Raw genomic sequence first — 21,726 nt, forward strand, 5'->3', positions numbered from 1 at the left:
GCAAACGATCAGGCTCATCGAACTTAGACCGGTGATTCTCTCGACGATTAAATACGCCATCATCATGTCGCCTTTCATCAAGTCGATGAATATTTGCGGCCCTACAGTTTGATCTAACGGCGAGCGCCAACAGCGCTACATGCTGCCCCGTCCCCCATAAACCGACAGGAACCCCGCGCATGGAAACCATTCGTGTTGTGAAGAAAGAAGACATTGTTGCACCCGATAACTGGCTCGCCCAGTTGCCGGATGAAGCGCTAACCTTACCCTCGCGCTATTTCTTCGACGACACGATCTTCCGCTCGGAGCGCGACCGGATTTTCATCTCGGCCTGGCATGTGATCGGCCACAAGAGCGAACTCAGCACGCCCGGCCAGTTCGTCATGACCGATATCTTCGATCAAAGCATCATTGCGACCTGCGGCAAAGATGGCGTCGTTCACGCGTTCCACAATGTCTGCCAGCATCGCGGCAACCGGCTGGTCGAAGAACGGCGTGGCGTGCAAAAAGGTGTGTTCCGCTGCGCTTATCACTCGTGGTGTTACGGACTCGACGGCAATCTTCGCCACGCGCCGCGCAGCGAGCGCATCAAGAATTTCAGCGCGGGGAGCTACGACATCCCGACCGTGCGCGTAGAGGAACTGGGTGGTTTCTATTACTTTAACCTCGACCCGAACGCGCCATCCTTGAACGATCTGTTCCCCGGCGCCGACGCGGAAATGAAGCGCGTGTTCCCGAAGCTCGACGACTATAAGCTGCTCGAGGAAAAGGACGTGATCGTCCCGGCGAACTGGAAGGTCATCATGGACAACTCCATCGAGGGTTATCACTTTTCACTCTCGGGTCCGTGCCATGTCGACCTTGCCGACCTGATCGACTTCGAAGGCTACAAGCTCACGCAGCGCGACAAGTGGTGGACGTACGCCGCACCGGCGAACAAGGACGCGACCAGTGCATACGGCGTGCCGTTAAGTGCGGATAAAAATCCAGACGAGTGTTTCTTCAACATCGGCATCTGGCCGCACAACACGTTCTATACGTTCCCCTTTTCCGAGTTCCTCGCGACCTTCCTGATCGTCCCGCTGGAGCCCGAGAAAACGCTGCTGCGCTTCGGTTATTACACCACGCACGACACTGTCCCCGAATTGACGAAGGCCTGTATAGACTGGATGAACACTGACCTCGGACCCGAAGATATCAAGCTGAATATCTCGGTGCAAAAGGGCCTGCACTCGGTCGGATATAACCAGGGCCGTTATGTCATCGACGCAGATCGCAGCAATGAAAGCGAGCATCTGGTGCATCACTTTCACACGCTGGTTCACAACGGCATTCACGGCGAATGAGCGGACTGTCCCCGTTATTTCGAGGAATGAAATGAGAGCGAAGCCATCGATGTCGACGGAAAGCATTCGCCGTAGCTACGACTATGTGATCGTCGGCGCGGGCTCGGCAGGGTGCGTGCTGGCTAATCGCCTCAGTGCCGATCCACAGGTACGGGTGCTACTGCTTGAAGCCGGTCCTGTGAACCGCAACTGGTCGATCGACATGCCCTCGGCGATGGGTATTGTGGTCGGCGGGGACCGCTATAACTGGCAGTATCAGTCGGAGCCGGAACCGTTCCTGAACCAACGCCGCATAGGTACGCCGCGAGGCCGCGTGCTCGGCGGCTCATCGTCGATCAACGGCATGGTGTATATCCGCGGTCATGCGCGCGACTACGATGCGTGGGCTGAACAAGGCTGCACCGGCTGGAGTTATCGCGATGTACTGCCCTACTTCATCCGCTCGGAAACACATCAACTCGGCGCCGATGCGTATCACGGCGACGGCGGTCATCTCCGTGTGACTGCCGGCAATACGGATACGGTGTTGACGCGTTCGTTCATCGAAGCCGGCGTTGAAGCAGGTTACGGCCATACCGACGACCCCAACGGTTACCGGCAAGAAGGTTTTGGACGTATTGACCGGACCACATGGAAAGGCGAGCGCTGGAGCACGGCGCGGGGTTATCTCGCCGAAGCGCTGACCCGCAGCAACGTGACAGTCGTGACCGGTGCGCTCGCCTTGCGTGTACTCCTGAGCGGCAACCGTGCGGTCGGCATCGAGTACGCGTGCAATGGCGAGACCATCACCGTGCATGCCGAAACCGAGGTCCTGATATGCGGCGGCGCGATCAACACGCCGCAACTGCTGCAGCTGTCAGGTGTAGGTCCCGCCGACGAACTGCGTCGTGCCGGCGTCAGGCCGCTTCATGATCTGCCCGGTGTCGGGCGGCGTTTATCCGATCACCCCGACACGGTGGTCCAGTACCTGTGCAAGAAGCCAGTGTCCATCTATCCGTGGACCGTTGCACCGCGCAAGTGGTGGGTCGGCGCGCAGTGGTTCATGAACCGCTCGGGGTTCGCCGCCAGCAATCACTTCGAAGCGGGGGCGTTTATCCGTTCACGTGCCGGGGTCGAGCATCCTGATCTGCAACTGACCTTCATGCCGCTCGCGGTTCAACCCGGCAGCGTCGCGAGCGTGCCGGCGCATGCGTTCCAGGTGCATATCGATTTGATGCGGCCGACCAGCCTCGGCTCGGTAACGCTCGCGTCGAATGACCCGAGCCATGCGCCGAAGATCATCTTCAACTATCTGCAAACCAACCGTGATCTTGCCGACATGCATGCGGGCGCAAGGCTCGTGCGCGAGATCATCGGGCAGAATGCGTTCCGCGATCTGGTCGGAAAAGAGCTGACGCCGGGGCCGGCCGCGAACGACGACGTCTCCCTCGACGCCTGGGCGCGGCAAGTCACCGAGACCGGTTATCACGCGGCAGGCACGTGCAAGATGGGTCCCGCCAGCGATGCGGAAGCGGTCGTCGGACCGGACCTGCGTGTGCACGGCCTCGACAAGCTGCGCGTGATCGATGCGTCCATCATGCCGGTCATCGTCAGCGGCAATACCAATGCACCAACGGTGATGATCGGAGAGAAAGGCAGCGATCTCGTGCTGGGTCGTGCGCCCTTGACACCGTCGACGGCAGCGGTCTGGGCCGCGTCCGACTGGCGTACGCAGCAGCGTTGAGCGGAGGGACGTCATGTCGAACTTTAACGAACCGATGGGCAGGATCGATGCGATCGTCATCGAAACATCCATGCTCACCACAGATATCAAAGACATCCGCCTCGCTGCTGCGGACGGCGCGATGCTGCCGCCGGCCAACCCCGGCGCACACATCGATCTATGGCTACCTGACGGTAACGTTCGCCAGTATTCGGTGATCGAACGTGCCGCCGATGGCTCCGCCTACCGCATCGCCGTTCTACGCGAGGCGTCGTCGCGGGGCGGCTCGGCTTATGTTGTGGATCGGCTTTGCGTGGGAGAACGCATCCATGTATCGGGGCCGCGAAACAACTTCGCGCTGAACGAAAACCACGACGAGACCGTCCTGATAGCGGGCGGAATCGGCATCACACCCATCCTTCCGATGGCCATGCGACTCGCTAAGGCCGGAAGGCGATTCAGCTTTAACTATCTCGGCCGGGGCCGTCAGCGAACCGCCTTGCTTGATGTTATCGATGCCAGTGCGCTCAAGGACATCGCCCGGATCCACTTCAGCGACGAGCACGGCGAAGCCGATTTACGCGGACTGATCGGAGCGCCGCGTCCGGGCGCTCATGTTTATGTCTGCGGCCCCGGCAGGTTGATCGACGGTGTGCTTGAGGCAGCCAGCGACTGGCCACGCGACACCATCCATTTCGAGCGATTCACAGCGCCCGCGCCGGTTACGACACCGTCCGAACCCGCATCGTTTGAAATCGAATTGGCCAGGAGCGGAAAGGTAATCACCGTGAAAGCGGATCAGTCGATCATGCAGGCATTGCGTCAGGAATGCGTGCGCATCGACTCGGTATGTCGTGAAGGAATCTGTGGAACCTGCGCAGTGCCGCTTCTGGCCGGTGAAGCCGAGCATCGGGATGTGGTCCAGACCGATACGGAAAAAAATCAAAATACGGTAATTTACGTCTGCGTATCAAGAGCGCGATCTGCACGGCTCGTGCTCGACCTTTAGCCTGACAACACACGATGCGTAATTTCGTCAGGCCAGTAAAAGACTCGGGAGCCCCATGAGCACGCTGAGCAAATCCGCTTTTGAAATGACCTCGGCCGGAGATCTTCGATCGCCGCGGCGCGTGGGCATCCTCGTCTTGCCGCAGTTCTCGAACCTCAGCCTCGCGCTCGTGATCGAACCGATGGCCATCGCGAACTGGCTCAGCCAGCGCACGCTTTACGAATGGACGGTGCTGTCCATCGACGGCGAACCGGTGCAGGCGACCAACGGCATGATCGCTCCCGCACGGCCCGTGTCGGGCGAAACCGGCGAGTTCTCAACCATCTTTGTCATCGCGAGTTTCGAGCCCAAGAAGCACGCGAAGAACCGCAAGGTCAAAGCCTGGCTTCGACGCGAAAGTGTGTTCGGCGCGCAGATTGGCGGGATCGAAACAGGGACTGAAATGCTCGCGGCCGCGTCACTTCTCGACGGTCGCCCAGCCGCTGTGCATTGGGACAATCTCGAAGGATTTCAGGAGGCATATCCCAACGTCGAGGCGACCACGCAGCTCTATACCATTGAGCCCAGGCTGATTACTTGCGCAGGCGGCAGCGGCATTATCGACATGATGCTGGAGTGGATCGGCCAGCATGCAGGGACGGAACTGGCGGCAGAGATATCGCAACATCTGTTGCACGCACGCATTCGGGGAACCAGTGAAGTGCAACTTGCACGCACCGGCCTCGATGCCGCACCGATGAACGAACAGGTGAGCCACGCCATTCGATTGATGCAGGAATCCGTCGCCGCGCCGGTCTCGTGTGAAGATCTGGCGGCCGCGGTCGGGCTGTCTAAAAGACAACTTGAGCGGCAGTTCAAGCATTATACCGCGACCGCCCCGCTTCGTTATTACGTCAGCTTGCGGCTGGCGACCGCGCATAAACTGTTGCAGCAAACCGAACTCAGCGTCTCGCAAGTCGCGGCCGCAACCGGCTTCGACTCGCTCGAACATTTCTCGCGTGTCTATAAGACAAAGTTCGGTTGTCCGCCGAGCCGAGACCGGTCGCAGTCATGGGAGGCGCCGGTGATGCGGCAACGCGTGTCGTCGCCCACACCAACGCGGCGGCCGGATGAAACACTGGCGCCGCGTTGAACGCATGAGCCCGTTACTGCGTGGCCAGATACGACTTCACGGCAGGCAACGCGTCCTTGCCGTCGAACGTCCTGACGCCCGCGAGCCATTGCGTAAGCACACTCGGATTGTGTTTTAGCCACTCCTTCGCCGCAACGTTGGGCTCTTTCTTGTCGGTGGTGATCGACTGCATGACCTGGTTCTCGATGCCCGGCGTGAACTTCAGGTTCGTCACCACTTGCCCGGCATTGGGACAACGAGTCAGGTAATCGGGCGGCACCATGGTGTAGACCTTCGCTTCACCATAGTTAGGACCGAACACGTCGTCGCCGCCCGTGAGATAGGTCATCTTCAACTGGATGTTCATCGGATGCGGGTCCCAGCCGAGAAAGACAACCCACTCCTTGTTCCTGACCGCGCGGTTCACCTCGACCAGCATGCCCGCCTCGCTCGATTCGACCAGCTTGAAATCCTTCAGGTTGAATTGATTGCCGTCGATCATCTTCTTCACCAGCGCATTGCCGTCGTTACCTGGTTCGATGCCGTAGATCCTGTGCTGCAACTTATCCCCGAATTTGGCGATATCGGCGAAGGACTTGAGGCCCGCATCGTATTCGTAGGTCGGTACGGCAAGCGTATATTTCGCGCCGGTCAGATTCGGCGTGGTAAGGACCTTCACGGTACCCGCCTTGACGAACGGCTCGGCGACAGGATCCATTGAAGGCTGCCAGTCTCCCAGGAACACGTCGATCTGTTTTGACTTGATGCCGGTGAGCGCGATGGGAATCGATGCCACCGTCTTCACCGGCTTGTAGCCGAGCCCGTCGAACACGGTCGATGCGAGTGCCGTGGTCGCGGCGATATCTGTCCAGCCGATGTCCGCGAAATGGACAGTCCGGCACGCTTCCGGGTCTTGCGCGCGGGCGGTCATGCAGCAACAGGCAGTCAACGTCAGACAGGCGAGGCGTGCGGGGGATTTCATCGTTTCTTCTCCAGGAAAATCGATTTTCGGGTGACAGGCGGGCAGGCTTCGAGAGCCGGTTTGCACAAGCGCGACCAATTCAATTTACTGAGTCATAAATCGCACACTTGATATTTTGCGACACTTGCGGCGCGGGTTTTGTCAGCAGTGGATCAGCGCACCGGGCCGCGTCGCCGGAATGTAAGCGGGTGTCGCTTTCGTGTGGGCGATCGAGGGTTCACCTATTCACAATGACAGCACGTCAACCGCAACCGAGGATCGTCCGGCATGAACCAGTCAGAGAAAACGTCCGCTGCATTCGAAGATCTTTCATCGACCATTCCGTCCGTCGACCTGACGGATCGTCATGCTACGGCGCTGGTCGTCGTCGACGTTCAATACAGCGATGCTGCGCCTGACCGCGGTTGGGTGAAGGCATGTGAAGCGGTAGAGCCCGGTTCGATGCGTTATTACCTGGAGCGCCTGGAACAGACCACCATCCCCGCCATCCGCCAATTACTCGATGCATTCCGCGCGGCCGGGATGCCGGTCGTGCATATTTCGACGGGTTCGGCTTACCGCGACATGCGCGATTGCCCGCCGCGTTTTCGCGACTGGACCCACAGGCTGGAACGGGCAGCGGGTATCGATGACATGTGGTGGACCGGAAACCCCGACAACGCGTTTCGTAAGGAAGTCGCGCCGCTGGAGGGTGAGACTGTTATCCGGAAGACCACTCAGGGCGCGTTTAATGGCAGCGAGATCCAGAACGTGCTGGACCGTGCGGGAATCAGGAATCTGGTGTTCGCGGGCGTGGTGACAAGCTGCTGCGTGGAGACGACGGCGAGGGATGCTGCGGACCGTGGTTTCGGTTGCATGCTGGTGTCGGATGCATGCGCGGATTGCATTCCAGCTATGCACGACGCCGCCATGATGAACTTCGGGCTCTATTTCGGGCAGGTGGCGCAGAGCGCGGAGGAAGTGGTGCAGGCGATCGGGGTGGAGGAAAGACGTAAAAATCACGACGTATATACACGTTGAAACATTTCTCCATCTCGTATACACTTGTTGATACATATACGAGGTTCAAATCATGCCAAAGTCCGCGACACTCACGATCCAGCAGTGGGGCAACAGCCTTGCCGTGCGCATCCCCGCTGCCGTCGCTCGTTCGGCCCACTTCGAGGTGGGACAGGAAGTTGAAGTGACGACTGAAGAAGTCGGCGTATCTGTCAAACCGGTCGGGCGGCGCAAGCTGACGTTGGCGGAAAAACTGGAGCAATTCGATCCAGCGAAACACGGCGGCGAGGCAATGGAAACCCACCTCATTGGCGCGGAGGTGTTTTGATGGTGCGCGCCTCATGGCTACCCGACCGGCGCGACATCATATGGATTGACTGCAACCCGCAGCTCGGTCGTGAGATGAAGGATTTCCATCCTATGCTGGTGCTTTCCCCAAAGGCGTTCAACGAACGAACGGGTATCGTAATCGGCTTGCCCATGACGACGGCGGCATTCAACGAAACCAACCCTTTCGCAATCAAGTTTCAAGGTCCGAAGAATGTGGCAAGCTACGTATTAGCCCACCAGCCAAGGTCATTCGACTGGCGTGCGCGAGGAGCCAAAGCTCACCCCTGGAAGCATGTCTCTGATGACGTATTTTCAGCAGCCTGCGAACAACTGAATCAGATCATCACAATCTGCGCCTGACGAACAACCATCGTTCATCAACCGGATCAACGCGACGATACAAGGGTCACCCCCCACTGCTACCACGGCGTCGACTTCGCAAGATGTGCCCGATACCGGCTGATCAACACTGAACGCACTCCCGGATAACGCTCACCCGTCTCATCGGCGGCAGCAATCCTGTCCGTACGAAAGCTGCGGAAATCCTGGCGTTTTTCACACCACGCGCCAAGAATCCGGACGTTGTCGAGAAAGCCCAGAACGACCGGCCAGACCACACGATCCGACGGCTCGCCTTGAGCATCCAGATAAGCAATCCGCAGTTTGCACTGGCCGCGAATGGCAGCTCGCAGGCTGGTGAGCGGCACGGCATTGACAGGAAATTCCTGCACCGGAGGACCGGACGACACGGTCGGGGCGCGCATTGCATCCTTGCCCGATGCATTCAGTACGGCATCGATCTTGGCTAAGGCCTGAGCGGCGGCCTTGCGCAAAACATCGTCGCCGCGCTGGTCGACGTAACGCAGGCCCAGGACCACAGCGTCGATCTCATCTTCGCTCAACATCAATGGCGGCAGGAATAGTCCCGGCTTGAGCACATACCCTATTCCCGCCTCGCCGTGAATCGGCGCGCCCTGATCGATCAGCGTTGCGATGTCCCTGTAGAGCGTGCGCTCGGACACGCCCAGCTCCGACGCGAGCTCGTAAGCCGTGACCGGCACGCGCCGCGAGCGAAGCATCTCCAGCAAGGTTAGAAGACGAGTGGTTCTGGACACCTGGGCTCCTGAGTGGAACTGACAGGGCTACCGTATCACGAACTTCACCCGGCAAATTACAGCGCATCGATGCCCGAAGCGACAAATCACTTACCGCGCCGCCGCTCCGTTCAGCGTCACCTGCCTGACCGCGCTCGATTGCAAATTCCACTTGGCGGCGATCGCGCCATACGTGCCATTCGCGACCAGCTTATTCATCGCACCGAGCACGGCGTCGCGCAACTTCGGGTTCGACTTCGCGAACGCCATGCCTTCAGGCGATGTCGCGAACGGCTCGCCAATCGGCTTGTAGGTATTTGGTTCGAGCTTCATTGCGTACGGCAGCGTCTCGCTGCCCTGCACGCCCGCCGCAATCCGCGCCTGCTTCAGTTGCATGCGTGCCGCGGATGTATCCTCGGTCCCGGACACCGTAATGGCCGGCTTGCCTGCCGCCTCGCAGTTCTTCGCGCTCCACGCAGCCGTATCGGCCGGGAACGATGTGCTGCGGCTCGTGCCGACCGACTTGCCGCAGAGATCCGTCGCCTGCTTGATCTCGTTCGCGCGCGACGCGAGGATATAAAACTGCGCGCCCGAATTCAGGTAGTCAATAAAATCGGCGGTATCGCGACGTGTGGGGAGATCGCTCATTCCGCTCAGGATCATGTCGACGCGGCCTGTCGTCAGCGACGGCAGCAACTGCTCGAACGCCGACTCCTGCCAGTCCAGTTTCACGCCCAGTTCCTTCGCAATCGCGTTGCCGAGATCGATATCGAAGCCGACCAGATCGCCGCTTTCCGGGTCCTTGTATTCCATCGGCGGATAGATCGAGTTGACCGCAACCTTGATCACCTTTGACTTGGCGATGGCGTCAGGCAGCGCTTGCGCCTGAGCGCCGCTCGCTACAAGAAATGTCGACAGGCAGATTGCCATCAGACCGGACACGGCACTCAGCGATTTTAGCTTGTTCATTGAACACACACCCTTATAAAGGTCGAAGCCATGGAATTTTCAAAGCAAGGAATGTTGGCGAATGTTGGCGAATGTCGGTTAACGCAGCACGGGCTTCGCATCGGCATCGCCGCTGAGCCAGGGCATCAGCGTGCGCACGTCGGCGAGATTGTCCAGATCCAGCACAGCGGTTTCAAGCGCGTTCATCGGCGCTTCGGCGATCGTCATGCCGGCCAGCACGCGATATTTGGCGGCAAGGTCTGCATCCGATACCGGATTGCGCGGATCGCCGAGCGGCACCAGGACTTGTTGCGAGCAGGGCTCGGAATCGGCCATTGAAAGCGTGATGACGGGCTCGTCCAGATCGGACATCGCGGGGTCGACTTCGAGCGTGACGCGCTCCATCACGGCTGCGATGCGTGGATCTTGCCGCTGGGTCTCGAGATAAGCGCCGATACCCGCATGACCATGCACGAGTACCGCGGCGATCGCGTGCGGCATGCTCATCTGTGCAGAAGCGAGCTTGTCCAGGTCGCGCCCGCCGCACATGTTGTTCACGAATGCGCTCAGCCTGACGTGGACGCCGAGTAGCTTGTCGAGATCGAGGTCCGGCTGACGGCCGCGAAGCTGCAGCGTCGCATCCACGGCTGCGTGCGTGCTGCGGCACGATGCGTGCGGCTTGATCGAGCACCGCATGATCTTCCATGTCACGCCCAGGTCCGCGAGCAACGCTTCCGGTTGCTGCGTGTCCGGCGCGAACGCATTGAAGAAGCCGCCCCATACGTTTTCGAACACTTGCGTCGGACCGCTAACGTCTTGTTGGGCAAGCAGCGCTGCGAGCAATCCGCCTTCCGCCGCGCGACCCGTATGCATGCGTTTGGTCTGCGACGCATCGTGGATAAAACCCCACAACCCGCCGCTGAAACTTCCCGCGTGGCCGAGCGCTGCAGCCGTATGTGCTGCGTCGAGTCCAAGCAATCGCGCGCTGGCAGCCGCTGCGCCGAACACACCGCAAGTCATGGTCGAATGCCAGCCGCGACCGTTGTGAGGCGAATAACCGCCGCACGCTTCCAGCACACGACGGCCGACGTCGTAACCCAATACGACTGCCGCCAGGAACTCGCGGCCCGACACCGGCCGCTCCGTGCGGGCGAGCGCGGCGAATGCCGCGGGAAGAACCACAGCTCCGGAATGATCGCAGCCGCCTGAGTCGTCGAGTTCAAGTGCATGTGCCGCAACGCCGTTCACGAAGGCCGCATCGCGTGCGCCGAAGGTCTGCTCCGTGCCCCATGCCAGTACGTTGCCGTGACTGCCCGCACTCATGACCGCGCGTGCGCTGCGCGATTCCAGCGCGGTCGCGCCGGCCAAAGCTGCACCGAGTGTATCGAGGATATGGCGCTTCGCTCTATGCACGACTGCGGCAGGAATCGCATCGCAGGAAGTGTTAGCCACGAACCCGGCCAGTCGCTCCGATAACGTCAAATCGCGCGCGTTCATTGCGCCTCCTGCCGATGCCGTGCATACACTTCCACCGGATGGCCGGGCTCGTTGCCATCGACGTTCTGCTGCCACCACGCAGCCATCTCGGCGCCGGTTGCAAACCAGATATCGTCGCGCGTACGCATGTCGGCGAGCAATTCGCGCAGTACATCGATACGCCCCGCCGTGCCGATAATCTCCGGATGCAGCCTCAGCACAAAACACAATCCGAAGCGGTGAAACGCCGCAAAATCATGCTTCCAGTTCGCCAGCACTTCGCGATACGAAGGGATGCGCGGCTGCCCGACTGGAACTGCCGGCGAGAGGTTATAAGCGAAGTAAGGTTCGTCTTCCAGTTCGTAGTGCAACGGCAGTTCGACGAGCGGCGGCATTGTGCGCACGGCGCCCGTATCCGGTAGATGGAAGTACGGCAGGTCGTCGCCGCGCCACGATGACGACCACGTCACACCTTCGTCCCGCAGGAAATCCGCGAAGCCGGGCGCCCAGTTTCCGGTGAAAGAGCGGAAGCCTTGCGCGCGTCGTCCGAGCACCTGTTCCAGCGCCGCTCGTCCGGTTCTGAACGCATCCTTCTGCGCATCGAGCGTTAGCGTATCGAAGTCCTCGCATCGATACCCGCTGTTGCCGATCTCATGCTTTTGCGCATCGATCCGTTTCACAAGTTCCGCGTGCGTCTCAGCGACCCGGCCCGGCACGAACCAGCTGGAACGCACATCGAATTCTTCCAGTGCATCGAGCACGCGATCTACGCCGCGCTTCGCACCATAGCGCCATACGGAAAGCGATTTCTCGCGCCCCGCAATGCGAGGTTCCTGCGTGAGGATGCCGTGTTCGTCGTTGAAGTCGACTGTGACAACAACCGCGCATCGCGCGTTTTTCGGCCAGCGTAAAGAGTTCATCTGCGAGCTTCCTGCGGAGTCGGTGAAGCATGGTTGTCGAGCCACCATTGCGCGACGTCACGGCACGTGGCAAACCACACGCCGCCCTGCGCGTGCATGTGATCGATCAGGCTTTCAAGCAGCGCGATCCTGCCTGGCTTGCCCGACACCTTCGGATGAAACAGCGTGGTCAGACAGAGTCCATCGCGATGTGAACCGTCGAACTCGCGCCGCCAGTTATCGAGCGTCGTGTCGTAGCTCGCGATGCGATCAAGGCTCGCCGGAAAATTCGGATTGCGGTGGTACGCAAGCGACGCGTAATCGTCCATTTCCCAACGGCCGGGGATCTCGACCATCGGCTCGGCGATGCCTTGTGCGTGCAGCAGATATGGACGGTCGTCGCCGCGCATGGAACTCGAATAACGCACGCCCGCTTCCATCAATACGCGGATTGTGTCCGGTCCCCAGTCGCCTGATGGCGTACGAAAACCGACCGGGCGGATGCCGAGATATTTATCGAAGATTTCCGCTGAACGCTCCATCACGGTGCGTTGTGCATCGCGATCAAGCGTCCAGAACGCTTCGTGCCGATACCCGTGGTAACCGATCTCATGACCACCTTCGACGATCGCCGCGCACTGCTTCGGCCAGTTTTCGACGACCCACGCCGGCACGAAGAACGTTGCCGGGACCTTGCGGTCGGCGAGCATGTCGAGCAGGCGCCCTAGCGCGCGCCACGGGCCGTAGCTGCCGAGCGTGAAGTACGAGGGGTTGTTCCAGATCGAGCCGTCGAGCATTGCGTCGCCGGTCGGGCCGTCGAGGTCGAAGGCCAGCGCGACGCACGAGCGATTGCCCTCAGGCCAGCGCGGTACATCCGGATTCATATCAGTTGCTGGCATCGATCTGCGCCTTTTGAACCGCGTGTTCCTGCAGTCCCCACTTAACGAGGATCTTCTGATATGTGCCATCGGCGATAAGCTGGTTGAGCGCGGTCGTCAGCCCTGCGTTCAACGCAGCATTGCCCTTCGCCATGCCGATGCCGTTGTACTGCGACAGGAACGGCTTGCCGATGGGCACATACGCGTTCTGCTCCACCGAGTTCTGATACGGCAGTGTTTCACCGCCCTGCACCGCAGCGTCGATACGGCCCTGGCGCAACTGCACGCGGGCATCCGACGAGCCGTTGGTGCCGCTTACGTTGATCGGCTTCTTGCCCGCCTTCACGCAATACTCATTGCTCCAGGTCGTGATGTCGTCGGGCCACGACGTGCGGCGGCTCGCGCCCACCGTCTTGCCGCACAGCGCGTCCATGCTGGCGAACTCACCGGCGCGCGCCTTGACGGTGTAAAACTGCGGGCCACCCGTAACGTAGTCGAGAAAGTTCACCGCCTCGCGCCGTGAAGGCAGGTCAGTCATGCCCGACAGAATCACGTCGACACGATGCGTAGTCAGTGCGCTCATCATCTGGTCGAAGCCGGTCTCTTCCCACTGCAACTTGACGCCAAGCTTCGCGGCAATCGCTTCGCCGAGATCGACATCGAAACCCATCAGCTTGTCAGTGGCCGGGTCCTTATATTCGAACGGCGGATAGTTCGGCACAATGGCTGCTACCAGCGTCGTCTTGCCGATCGACGGTGCGGTCTCGGCGTGCGCCAGCGGCATGGTCAACACCATCGCGCCGGTGACGAGTGCGGCAAGCCGCGTCAGGTGAGGAGAAACGTTCATGGAAACTCGCTAAAAATAAAAGTCAGACCGGGTTCCAGTCGTGCTGGGACCTCGAATAAAAAATCACGACAGCACCGCGGATATGAAGTCCTGCGTGCGCCGATGCTGCGGATTCGACAGCACCTGTTCCGGTGTGCCGCTCTCCACCACTTGCCCCTGATCCATGAACACGATGCGATTAGCCACTTCTCGTGCGAACCCGAGTTCGTGCGTGACGACGATCATCGTCATGCCGGTCTTGGCGAGATCGCGCATGACGGCGAGCACTTCGCCAACCAGTTCAGGGTCTAGCGCGGAGGTGGGTTCATCGAAGAGCATCAGTTGCGGATGCATGGCCAATGCGCGTGCAATCGCGACACGCTGCTGTTGACCGCCCGACAACTCCACCGGGAACGCATCGCACTTGTGACCTAAGCCAACGCGTTCCAGCAACGTACGCGCTTCTTCGACAGCCTCCGAACGACGTCGCCTGAGCACCTGCACCGGCCCTTCGATCACATTCTCCAGCGCGGTCTTGTGCGGGAACAGGTTGAAGCGCTGGAACACCATGCCGGTCGCCAGCCGCTGACGCGCCGCCTGCTTCTCCGACAGCGCATACAGCTTGTTGCCCACGCGCCTGTAACCCACTCGTTCGCCGTTGACCCACAATGCGCCGTCGTTGATCTCTTCGAGCTGGTTGATGCAGCGCAGGAAGGTGCTCTTGCCTGAACCCGACGGTCCGATCACGCACAGCACTTCGCCTTTGGGCACATCGAGCGTGATGCCTTGCAGCGCCTTGAAATCGCCGTAGGACTTGCGTACGTCGACGGCACGAACGATTGAGCTCATGTAGAGCGTTTCCTTTTGAGTCACCAGGTTCATTGCCGGCCCGATGCACGACCTGCGCCGCGTGCGTAAAACCGCTCCACGCGCGACTGCATGAACGACAGCACCGTCACCACCGCGAGATACCAGATGCCCGCGACCATCAGCAGTTCAATCACGCGAGCGTTGGCGTAGTAGATGTTCTCCGCGTTGTGCAACATCTCCGCATACTGGATCACGCTCGCGAGCGAGGTCAGCTTGACCATGCCTACCAGTTCATTGCCGATAGGCGGCACGATCACGCGCATGGCCTGAGGAAGGATCACGCGGCGCAGCGCCTGCAGCCTCGGCATGCCGATGGACTTGGCCGCTTCGTACTGGCCCGTATCGACGGAGAGCAGACCTGCCCGCACCACTTCCGATGTGTACGCCCCTTGATTGATGCCAAGCCCGAGCAGCGCCGCAAGGAACGGCGTCATGATGTCGACAGTGCGGAACTCGAAGAGGCCGGGGACGCCTATCGACGGAAACACAAGCGCGAGGTTGAACCACAGCAGCAGTTGCAGGATCACCGGCGTGCCGCGAAACAGCCACACGTAGGCTTGCGCGACCGTCTGCAGCACCGGATTGATCGAGAGCCGCATGATCGCGGTGATGACGCCCAGCGCGACGCCTAGCGCCATTGCAAGCACGGTCATCACGATGGTATTGACGAGGCCGGTAAGGATCGACTTGGCCGTCAGGAAGCGAGCCACATAAGTCCATTCGATCTGCCCATGCGCAAACGCGAGCCCGATATAAACAATCATCGCGAGAATCACGGCTGACGCAATATATCGTCCCCAATGCCGCCGACGCACGTATTCCAGTTGCGTCGAGTCGACATCGATTGCATCGCCCGATGTCATCTCTTTTGAAACGCTCAGCATGTCGGTCCGCCGTATGAAGTGGCCCACGCCAGTTGCTGATCGAGGGCCGTCCGCAGACGCGTGACCTGCTCGGCCACACGCGCCGGCGCAGTGCCGCCGAAACCGCTGCGTGCCGCCACGGCGGCGTCGAGCGTCACGTGGTCGAGCACGGCGGGTTCAAGCCGCGCGTCGACCTTGGCCAGCGTCGCGACGGATACGTCGGTGAGTTCGATGCCCTGCTCCTCGCAGGCTTGCACCAAGGCGCCCGTGATCTCGTGCGCTTCGCTGAACGGCACGCCGCGCAGCGCCAGCCAATCGGCGACTTCGGTGGCAAGCGTAAAGCCGAGCGGTGCCTGACGACGCATTTCGTCCACGTTCACGCGCATCGTGCGGATCATACCGGCCATGGCGGGCAGCACGAGTTCGAGGGTATCGATGCTATCGAACGCGGCGATCTTGTCTTCCGCGAGATCGCGGTTATAAGCCAAAGGCAAAGACTTCAGCGTGGCGAGCAAGCCGCTCAGGTTGCCGATCAAGCGCCCCGCCTTGCCGCGCGTCAGCTCTGCGATATCCGAGTTTTTCTTCTGCGGCATGATCGAGCTGCCGGTCGCATAACCATCGTCGAGCACAACCCAGCCGAACTGGCGCGAGGTCCAGAGAATGACTTCCTCCGAGAGCCGCGACAGGTTCACCGACAGCATGCTCGTCACGAACACGAACTCGGCGACATGGTCGCGCGAAGCAACGGCATCGATGGAGTTCTCACACGGACCGTCATAACCGAGTTCCGCCGCCGACAACTCCGGCCGCCGGCATATCGCCGATCCCGCGAGCGCCGCCGCGCCCAGCGGTGAACGCGCGCTGCGACGATCCCAGTCCACCAAACGATCGATGTCGCGATAGATCGACTGCGCGTGCGCCAGCAAGTGATGCGCGAACACGATCGGCTGCGCCGGCTGCAAATGCGTAAAACCCGCGGTCACACTGCGGACGTGCGCGTTAGCTTGTTCGATTAATGCATTCTGCAAATCGATGACCGCTTGCGTCAGCGTGCGCGCTTTGTCGCGCAGAAAGAGGCGCAGGTCGTTCGCTGCCTGATCGTTGCGCGAACGGCCGGCGCGCAATTTGCCGCCGGTCGCGCCCAGGCGTTGCGTCAGTTCGCGCTCGAGGAACGTATGTACATCTTCATCGTCGAGCGTCGGACCCACTTCGCCTGCCAGGAACTGCGCTTCCAGCCGGTCCATCTCGCTGAGCAGTTGCTGCAGTTCGTCCGCTGTCAGGATTTCCGCGCGCCGCAGCTCCTGCGCATGGGCGCGAGAGCCCGCGAGGTCGTAGGGCGCAAGCCGGAAAAAGCTCGGGTCCGAGCGCGACAGCGCGGTCAATGCGGCGGAAGGCCCCGTCTTGAAGCGTCCACCCCACAGCCGGTCTGAATGTTGGGTCATGCAAAAACTCCCTGGAAGTGGATGGGTTGTCGATCGCTTGGCGCAGTGCTCGCCAAAGGTCTCTTGCGCTGTCGAGCAGGCAAAAAACCTTAACTTTCAAGGCGATTTTATGAACGCCAATTTTTAAGCGACAAACGGTAAAATCTCATGGTTACCATGCACAACTTGCATAAATGAAAATCGAACGCTATCCGCCGTTCAACGTGCTGCAGTCGCTGCTGGTCGTGGCTCGCTGCGGCAATTTCACGGCGGCATCACAGCAGTTGTTCCTCAGCCAGAGCGCGGTGAGCCGGCATATCCAGCAGATCGAGGAGTATTTCGGCTGCGCGTTATTCGTGCGGCACACGCGGATGGTGGTGCCCACGGCGGAGTGCCAGCGGCTCGTGCCGATCGTAGAAGAGTTGCTCGCAACCGCGCGCCGGTCGATGCACATCATCAGCACGGGCGGCCAGACCATCACGCTGCGGGTTACGCCGACGCTGGCCGCACGCTGGTTGCTGCCGCGCCTTCCCGATTTCTATGCAGACGTGCCCGGGACGCAGCTGAACATCGACACCGCGTGGTTCCTGCCGACCAATTTCGGCGAAGGTACGCTCGACGCGGCGATCCTGTTCGGCACCGGCCGCTGGGAAGGACTTGAGGCGACCTGCCTGATGCGCGAGCGACTGACGCCCGTGTGTTCGCCGCAGACAGCGCGTGGCGCGCATCCGCTGGTCGAACCCGCCGATCTGAAACATCACACGCTGCTGCATTCCAGCTTCGGCCGGCGCGGCTGGATGTTATGGCTTCAGCAGGAAAGCGATGAACTGGCGTCGCATACGTATCGCGAACAGGTATTCGACACGCTCGACCTCGCGTTCGGTGCGGCGGTGCGAGGTCATGGCGTGGCGCTGGGGGACTTGAATCTGGTGGAGGAGAACCTGACGAGCGGCGCGCTCGTGGCGCCGTTCGAACGGGTGCTCGAAACGGGCTCGGGATACTACTTGGTGCATCCCCCGCGCAATGAGTATCGCGAGAAACTGAAGCCGCTGCTTGCGTGGCTGCAGGGAATCGCGACGGGTTAAGTCACGATAGCGGGTGAGGCAAGCCGAAACAGCTCAGCCGCACCAGCCGCTTCTCAGCGCCCCAGAAACCCGTCGACCGCCTTCAGCACCAGCCCGAAAAATTCATCGGCGTGAGCGGAATTCAACCATCGGACCACCACTGCCATCTTCCGCTCAGGTTCGATCCACGTGAACGAACTGCCCGCGCCGACCGCGAAATAGCTGGACGCCGGCACGCTCGGAAACACGCGGCCCTCGTGATTGAGCCACACGAGATAACCGTAATACGGTGCAAGGGCACAAGGTGTTCGCATACGCGCAAGCCACGCCCTCGAGATGATCTGATGCCCGTCTGCTTTCCCGTCGTTGACGAAGAGACTAGCCACCTTAAGCTGATCGTTTGCGCTGATCGACAGCCCGCCGCCCCAATGCGTTCCGCCCGGTACCGACTGCATGCGCTGCCCGTTGATATCGACCCACGCGTTGTCATACCCGACCCATTGCCAATTTTCACTGGCGCCGAGCGGCTGCATGATCGCCTCGCGAAACACCTCCGGTAACGGCCGTCCGAACAGATGCAGCAGCGCCAGCGAAAACTGGTTGATGCGGACATCGTTATATTCCCAGTACGTGCCGGGTGCCTGCACGCGCCGCAGATCGCCCTTCTTTCCATCGGGTGCACGACCGAACGTCACGGCGCGAAAATGATCGGCCTGGTCCGATAGCCCAAAACACTCACCGCTCCATTCACTTGTCTGCTGAAGCAGATGCGCCCAGGTGACGCGCGCATTGTGTTCATCGTCGAAACCGATGCCCGGTACCCGTTTATGCACCGGTTCGTTCACATCGGGCAGCAGGCCACGGTCAAACGCCACGCCCGCCAGCAGAGCGAGGTAGGTCTTGGCAACGCTGAAGGTCAGGTCCGCGCGATCCGGTTCGCCCCACGACGTGAGCATCCGGCCGTCAACGGAGATCGCACCGGACACCGGACCACGATCGTGCACGGGACCCAGCAGGCGGTTCCAGGGTGGCGGGTCATTCACATGCACACCCCACGCGCCATCGACATTACGGTCCCAGAGTGATTCGTGATCTATCGCGAACTGTATGGCTTGCTGCAAATCCTTCATATCGGTCATATCCAGAGAATTCATCCAGCGGTTTAATGCACTTTGAGGCGCGTGCGCGCCCACAGCAGCGTGAAGAGACTGATGATGGCCGCGAGCATCAGATAGAAGCCGGGCGCAAGGTTATTGCCGGTGACCGCGATCAGCGAAGCCACCGCAAGCGGCGTGAAACCGCCGAAGATCGTGGTGCCGAGGTTGTAGCCGACCGCCATGCCGGTGGTACGCGTACGGACCGGAAACAGGTCCGACATCAGCGCGGGAATGGGCGCGAAATAGATGGCCTTGAGTATCGCGACCCAGATGACGGCAGCCAGCAGCGTCAGCAGCGAGGGATGCGCATTCATGAACATGAATGCCGGATAGATGGTCACGAAGAAGAGCGAACCCGCACCGAGCATGATGCGCGTCCGGCCCACTTTGTCGGACCAGTGGCCAACCATCGGCGTCAGCACCATGACGATAAAACCTGCCGCCAGCGTCGCGATGAACCCGTAGGAAGGCGCAAGCCCAAGCTGCCTCGATGCATACGTCGGCATGTAGAGCAGCATGTAGTTCGCGGTCGTCGTCAGCACGAGCGATCCGATGGACACCAGCAGCCGTTCCTTCTGCGTAGCCAGCACTTCGCGGATGGGCGAAGCGGACCGTTCCGTGCGCTCGAACTCCGGCGTTTCATCGACGTGACGGCGTATGTACAACCCCACCGGGCCGATCAGCAGGCCGAACAGGAACGGAATACGCCAGCCCCAGCCTTCGAGTTGCGCCGGCGTGAGCGTGCTGGTCAGCACCGCGCCGAACGCCGACGCCACCAGCACGCTCGCTCCCTGGCTCGCGAACTGCCAGCTCGCCATGAACCCGCTGCGGGCGGGCGCATGCTCGGTCAGGAAAGCCGTCGAACTGCCGAACTCGCCGCCTGCCGAGAACCCCTGCAACAACCGCGACGCGAAGATGCCGATAGGCGCGAGCACGCCAATCGCCGCGTAGCTCGGCATCAGCGCGACCATGCCGGTCCCGAGCGTCATCATGGCTATGGATAGTGTCAGCGATGCCTTGCGCCCCCTGCGGTCGCTGTATGACCCCAGCACGAATGCACCCACCGGACGCGCGAGATACGAGAGCGCGAAGGTGCCGAGCGTCAGCAGCAGCGACACCGTTTTATCGGTGGTCGGGAAGAACAGTTTCGATAACGTCGACGCGAAATAGCCATAGACAACGAGATCGTAGAATTCGAGCGCATTGCCGATCGATGTCGCGACGATCAGCTTGTAGATGCTGGCATGCCGCCTTGCTTCGGGAATGAGGGTGGTGGCGGAATCCGTGCTCATCGCGCAGCCCTCCGTGTGATGGCGTGATCGTCGTGTTCGTTGTATTCGCCCAGATCCCAAAACAACCCGGCCATGATCCGCAAGCCCTCGCGCACGACAGTTCCGAGCAAATGCTCATTGGGCGCGTGCTGCGAACAGCCGGGGTAGGAATGCGGCACCCATAACGTGGGCACGCCGAGGATGTCCGCGAAGACATCGTTGGGCAGCGTGCCGCCGAGATTCGGCAAGAGGACAGGCGCGCGGCCAGTCGTCTGTTTAACCGAGCGCACGGCCCATTGAACCCAGGCATTGCCGGGGTCCACGCGCGTGGCCGGCGAGCCCCGATCCAGCTCGACGCGAACCATCCCGAAGCCTCGTTCATCCAGATGACGGCGCACGATCCGTTCGAGGTTTTTCCAGTCCGTTCCGACCACGAAGCGGATCTGCATATAGGCGAACGCGTGCGGCGGTATTGCATTGACCGGCTTCTCGGGGTTGCCGGTGCGGAACGCCAGCACCTCCAGGTTGTTCCAACCGAACACGCGTTCAGCCGGTGTCAGGCCGGGTTCGCCGTAATCGGTGTCGACTTCCGGTTCGCCCGGATTGCCGCCCACGGTAATGCCGTCCAGCGCGCGCCGCACCGCTTGCGGCACTTCCGGTGGCCGCAGGCCTTCAACGAGGATGCGCCCGCTGGCATCGACCATCGATGCAATTGCGCTCGCCAGCACCACGCCAGGATTGCGCAACAAGCCGCCCCAGTTGCCCGAATGATGGCCGCCCTCGCGCAGGTTTACATCGAGCTTGAAGTTCACGACGCCGCGCGAACCGAGAAAGACGGTCGGGTGTGCTGCGCCAAGACGCGGGCCATCGGAGGCGATCAGGACATCGGCGCTCAGTTCGTCGCGCAGCGCCTCGCATACGGCATGCAGACCGGGCGAACCCACCTCCTCGCCGGTTTCAACCAACAGCTTCAGGTTGAAGCCGAGCCGCCCGCCGCGTGTGTCGAGCACGGCTTTCAGCGCGGCCAGGTTGATGCTGTGCTGACCTTTGTTGTCGGCGGTGCCGCGTCCGTACCAGTGATCGCCGGCGACGGTAACTTGCCATGGCGACAAATCATCGCGCCACTGCGCGTCGTAACCGCGCACGACGTCTCCGTGCCCATAGGTCAAAACCGTGGGGACGTCATCGCTTTCCTTACGATGAGCAATCAGGAACGGCCCCGCGCCCGGCACGGGATTGTCGACCAGCCGGAACGTAAAACCGAGTTCAGTCAGAACGGGGACTATCTCGTCGTTGAGATACGCCCTCAGCATCGGGCCGCTTTCCGGCTCCTGGCTTTCTGTGCGCATCGCGACACGGCGACGAAGGTCTTCGAGAAAAACGCCGGAATCGTACAGATCGGCCGCAGCTTGAATAGCAGACTCGCGTGTCACTTCTTGTTGTCTCCGATGAAGCACGCCGGCAGGCGCTGGGTCTTCTG

General features: G+C 60.9%; 21 protein-coding genes. 8 read left to right on the plus strand and 13 right to left on the minus strand.

All coding sequences use genetic code 11. From position 1 onward, the window contains the following. The first annotated feature begins 179 nt into the window (after positions 1–179). Genes M0D69_RS28440 through M0D69_RS28455 form a run of 4 tightly spaced genes read left to right on the plus strand, consistent with a single transcriptional unit; the run spans position 180 to position 5,189 of the window. A complete protein-coding gene (locus M0D69_RS28440; protein ID WP_301785193.1) occupies positions 180–1,346 on the plus strand; it encodes an aromatic ring-hydroxylating dioxygenase subunit alpha in 1,167 nt (388 codons plus the stop codon). A gap of 31 nt (positions 1,347–1,377) precedes the next feature. Continuing rightward, positions 1,378–3,069, plus strand: coding sequence for a choline dehydrogenase (locus M0D69_RS28445; RefSeq protein ID WP_301785194.1), 1,692 nt, complete (start codon positions 1,378–1,380; stop codon positions 3,067–3,069). Between the two features lie 13 nt (positions 3,070–3,082). After that, complete coding sequence (locus M0D69_RS28450; protein ID WP_301785195.1) at positions 3,083–4,057, plus strand: PDR/VanB family oxidoreductase; 975 nt, start codon at positions 3,083–3,085, stop codon at positions 4,055–4,057. Positions 4,058–4,112: 55 nt separating this feature from the next. Next, complete coding sequence (locus M0D69_RS28455) at positions 4,113–5,189, plus strand: GlxA family transcriptional regulator (protein WP_301785196.1); 1,077 nt, start codon at positions 4,113–4,115, stop codon at positions 5,187–5,189. Positions 5,190–5,202: 13 nt separating this feature from the next. Here M0D69_RS28455 and M0D69_RS28460 read toward each other — a convergent pair whose 3' ends face one another. Next, on the minus strand, positions 5,203–6,099 hold the full coding sequence (locus tag M0D69_RS28460; RefSeq protein ID WP_301785218.1) for a choline ABC transporter substrate-binding protein: 897 nt from the start codon (positions 6,097–6,099) through the stop codon (positions 5,203–5,205). Positions 6,100–6,417: 318 nt separating this feature from the next. Here M0D69_RS28460 and M0D69_RS28465 point away from each other — a divergent pair, with 318 nt between their 5' ends. Genes M0D69_RS28465 through M0D69_RS28475 form a run of 3 tightly spaced genes read left to right on the plus strand, consistent with a single transcriptional unit; the run spans position 6,418 to position 7,839 of the window. Further along, positions 6,418–7,170: a cysteine hydrolase family protein gene (locus tag M0D69_RS28465; RefSeq protein ID WP_301785197.1), complete on the plus strand. Its 753-nt coding sequence runs from the start codon at positions 6,418–6,420 to the stop codon at positions 7,168–7,170. 52 nt (positions 7,171–7,222) lie between these two features. Then, on the plus strand, positions 7,223–7,477 hold the full coding sequence (locus M0D69_RS28470; RefSeq protein ID WP_301785198.1) for an AbrB/MazE/SpoVT family DNA-binding domain-containing protein: 255 nt from the start codon (positions 7,223–7,225) through the stop codon (positions 7,475–7,477). Then, complete coding sequence (locus tag M0D69_RS28475) at positions 7,477–7,839, plus strand: type II toxin-antitoxin system PemK/MazF family toxin (RefSeq protein WP_301785199.1); 363 nt, start codon at positions 7,477–7,479, stop codon at positions 7,837–7,839. Before M0D69_RS28470 ends, M0D69_RS28475 begins: the two co-directional genes overlap by 1 nt. Positions 7,840–7,898: 59 nt before the next feature. On the opposite strand, the gene M0D69_RS28480 is transcribed toward M0D69_RS28475, so the two are convergent. From M0D69_RS28480 to argH, 9 genes are all read right to left on the minus strand, one after another. Then, positions 7,899–8,594, minus strand: a complete 696-nt coding sequence (locus tag M0D69_RS28480) for a YafY family protein (protein WP_301785200.1) — start codon at positions 8,592–8,594, stop codon at positions 7,899–7,901. Between the two features lie 90 nt (positions 8,595–8,684). Continuing rightward, positions 8,685–9,542, minus strand: a complete 858-nt coding sequence (locus tag M0D69_RS28485) for an ABC transporter substrate-binding protein (RefSeq protein ID WP_301785201.1) — start codon at positions 9,540–9,542, stop codon at positions 8,685–8,687. A 78-nt stretch (positions 9,543–9,620) separates the two neighbouring features. Beyond that, the gene (locus M0D69_RS28490; protein ID WP_301785202.1) at positions 9,621–11,018 is read right to left on the minus strand and encodes an MmgE/PrpD family protein; all 1,398 of its coding nucleotides are present in this window, start codon (positions 11,016–11,018) and stop codon (positions 9,621–9,623) included. After that, positions 11,015–11,917 (minus strand): polysaccharide deacetylase, encoded by a 903-nt coding sequence (locus tag M0D69_RS28495; protein ID WP_301785203.1) that lies wholly within the window; start codon positions 11,915–11,917, stop codon positions 11,015–11,017. The genes M0D69_RS28490 and M0D69_RS28495 overlap by 4 nt, the downstream gene beginning before the upstream one ends. Beyond that, the gene (locus tag M0D69_RS28500) at positions 11,914–12,795 is read right to left on the minus strand and encodes a polysaccharide deacetylase (protein ID WP_301785204.1); all 882 of its coding nucleotides are present in this window, start codon (positions 12,793–12,795) and stop codon (positions 11,914–11,916) included. Before M0D69_RS28500 ends, M0D69_RS28495 begins: the two co-directional genes overlap by 4 nt. Beyond that, on the minus strand, positions 12,782–13,621 hold the full coding sequence (locus M0D69_RS28505) for an ABC transporter substrate-binding protein (RefSeq protein ID WP_301785205.1): 840 nt from the start codon (positions 13,619–13,621) through the stop codon (positions 12,782–12,784). Before M0D69_RS28505 ends, M0D69_RS28500 begins: the two co-directional genes overlap by 14 nt. A 63-nt stretch (positions 13,622–13,684) precedes the next feature. Next, a complete protein-coding gene (locus tag M0D69_RS28510) occupies positions 13,685–14,449 on the minus strand; it encodes an amino acid ABC transporter ATP-binding protein (protein ID WP_301785206.1) in 765 nt (254 codons plus the stop codon). A 29-nt stretch (positions 14,450–14,478) separates the two neighbouring features. Continuing rightward, positions 14,479–15,333 (minus strand): amino acid ABC transporter permease, encoded by an 855-nt coding sequence (locus M0D69_RS28515; protein ID WP_301785219.1) that lies wholly within the window; start codon positions 15,331–15,333, stop codon positions 14,479–14,481. A 14-nt stretch (positions 15,334–15,347) separates the two neighbouring features. Continuing rightward, complete coding sequence (gene argH / locus M0D69_RS28520; RefSeq protein WP_301785207.1) at positions 15,348–16,775, minus strand: argininosuccinate lyase; 1,428 nt, start codon at positions 16,773–16,775, stop codon at positions 15,348–15,350. Positions 16,776–16,948: 173 nt separating this feature from the next. On the opposite strand from argH, the gene M0D69_RS28525 reads away from it, so the two are divergent. Beyond that, positions 16,949–17,839: a LysR substrate-binding domain-containing protein gene (locus M0D69_RS28525; RefSeq protein ID WP_301785208.1), complete on the plus strand. Its 891-nt coding sequence runs from the start codon at positions 16,949–16,951 to the stop codon at positions 17,837–17,839. Positions 17,840–17,892: 53 nt separating this feature from the next. Here the strand turns inward: M0D69_RS28525 and M0D69_RS28530 are convergent, their stop codons facing one another. From M0D69_RS28530 to M0D69_RS28540, 3 genes are read right to left on the minus strand one after another with little or no spacing between them, the layout of a single operon-like run. Then, the gene (locus M0D69_RS28530; RefSeq protein WP_301785220.1) at positions 17,893–18,948 is read right to left on the minus strand and encodes a serine hydrolase; all 1,056 of its coding nucleotides are present in this window, start codon (positions 18,946–18,948) and stop codon (positions 17,893–17,895) included. A 32-nt stretch (positions 18,949–18,980) separates the two neighbouring features. Then, positions 18,981–20,267, minus strand: coding sequence for an MFS transporter (locus M0D69_RS28535; protein WP_301785209.1), 1,287 nt, complete (start codon positions 20,265–20,267; stop codon positions 18,981–18,983). After that, the gene (locus M0D69_RS28540) at positions 20,264–21,679 is read right to left on the minus strand and encodes a M20 family metallopeptidase (RefSeq protein WP_301785210.1); all 1,416 of its coding nucleotides are present in this window, start codon (positions 21,677–21,679) and stop codon (positions 20,264–20,266) included. Before M0D69_RS28540 ends, M0D69_RS28535 begins: the two co-directional genes overlap by 4 nt. Positions 21,680–21,726: the final 47 nt, after the last annotated feature.

Origin of the sequence: Caballeronia sp. SEWSISQ10-4 2, from assembly GCF_030464885.1 — a bacterium.
Lineage (GTDB): Bacteria > Pseudomonadota > Gammaproteobacteria > Burkholderiales > Burkholderiaceae > Caballeronia.

Coding starts and splice junctions, on each gene's coding strand:
- M0D69_RS28495 (WP_301785203.1), bottom strand. CDS start 11,917: ATGAACTCTTTACGCTGGCCGAAAAACGCGCGATGCGCGGTTGTTGTC.
- M0D69_RS28445 (WP_301785194.1), top strand. CDS start 1,378: ATGAGAGCGAAGCCATCGATGTCGACGGAAAGCATTCGCCGTAGCTAC.
- M0D69_RS28460 (WP_301785218.1), bottom strand. CDS start 6,099: ATGACCGCCCGCGCGCAAGACCCGGAAGCGTGCCGGACTGTCCATTTC.
- M0D69_RS28440 (WP_301785193.1), top strand. CDS start 180: ATGGAAACCATTCGTGTTGTGAAGAAAGAAGACATTGTTGCACCCGAT.
- M0D69_RS28525 (WP_301785208.1), top strand. CDS start 16,949: ATGAAAATCGAACGCTATCCGCCGTTCAACGTGCTGCAGTCGCTGCTG.
- M0D69_RS28470 (WP_301785198.1), top strand. CDS start 7,223: ATGCCAAAGTCCGCGACACTCACGATCCAGCAGTGGGGCAACAGCCTT.
- M0D69_RS28505 (WP_301785205.1), bottom strand. CDS start 13,621: ATGAACGTTTCTCCTCACCTGACGCGGCTTGCCGCACTCGTCACCGGC.
- argH (WP_301785207.1), bottom strand. CDS start 16,775: ATGACCCAACATTCAGACCGGCTGTGGGGTGGACGCTTCAAGACGGGG.
- M0D69_RS28475 (WP_301785199.1), top strand. CDS start 7,477: ATGGTGCGCGCCTCATGGCTACCCGACCGGCGCGACATCATATGGATT.
- M0D69_RS28465 (WP_301785197.1), top strand. CDS start 6,418: ATGAACCAGTCAGAGAAAACGTCCGCTGCATTCGAAGATCTTTCATCG.
- M0D69_RS28450 (WP_301785195.1), top strand. CDS start 3,083: ATGTCGAACTTTAACGAACCGATGGGCAGGATCGATGCGATCGTCATC.
- M0D69_RS28500 (WP_301785204.1), bottom strand. CDS start 12,795: ATGCCAGCAACTGATATGAATCCGGATGTACCGCGCTGGCCTGAGGGC.
- M0D69_RS28455 (WP_301785196.1), top strand. CDS start 4,113: ATGAGCACGCTGAGCAAATCCGCTTTTGAAATGACCTCGGCCGGAGAT.
- M0D69_RS28510 (WP_301785206.1), bottom strand. CDS start 14,449: ATGAGCTCAATCGTTCGTGCCGTCGACGTACGCAAGTCCTACGGCGAT.
- M0D69_RS28515 (WP_301785219.1), bottom strand. CDS start 15,333: ATGACATCGGGCGATGCAATCGATGTCGACTCGACGCAACTGGAATAC.
- M0D69_RS28490 (WP_301785202.1), bottom strand. CDS start 11,018: ATGAACGCGCGCGATTTGACGTTATCGGAGCGACTGGCCGGGTTCGTG.
- M0D69_RS28535 (WP_301785209.1), bottom strand. CDS start 20,267: ATGAGCACGGATTCCGCCACCACCCTCATTCCCGAAGCAAGGCGGCAT.
- M0D69_RS28530 (WP_301785220.1), bottom strand. CDS start 18,948: ATGAAGGATTTGCAGCAAGCCATACAGTTCGCGATAGATCACGAATCA.
- M0D69_RS28485 (WP_301785201.1), bottom strand. CDS start 9,542: ATGAACAAGCTAAAATCGCTGAGTGCCGTGTCCGGTCTGATGGCAATC.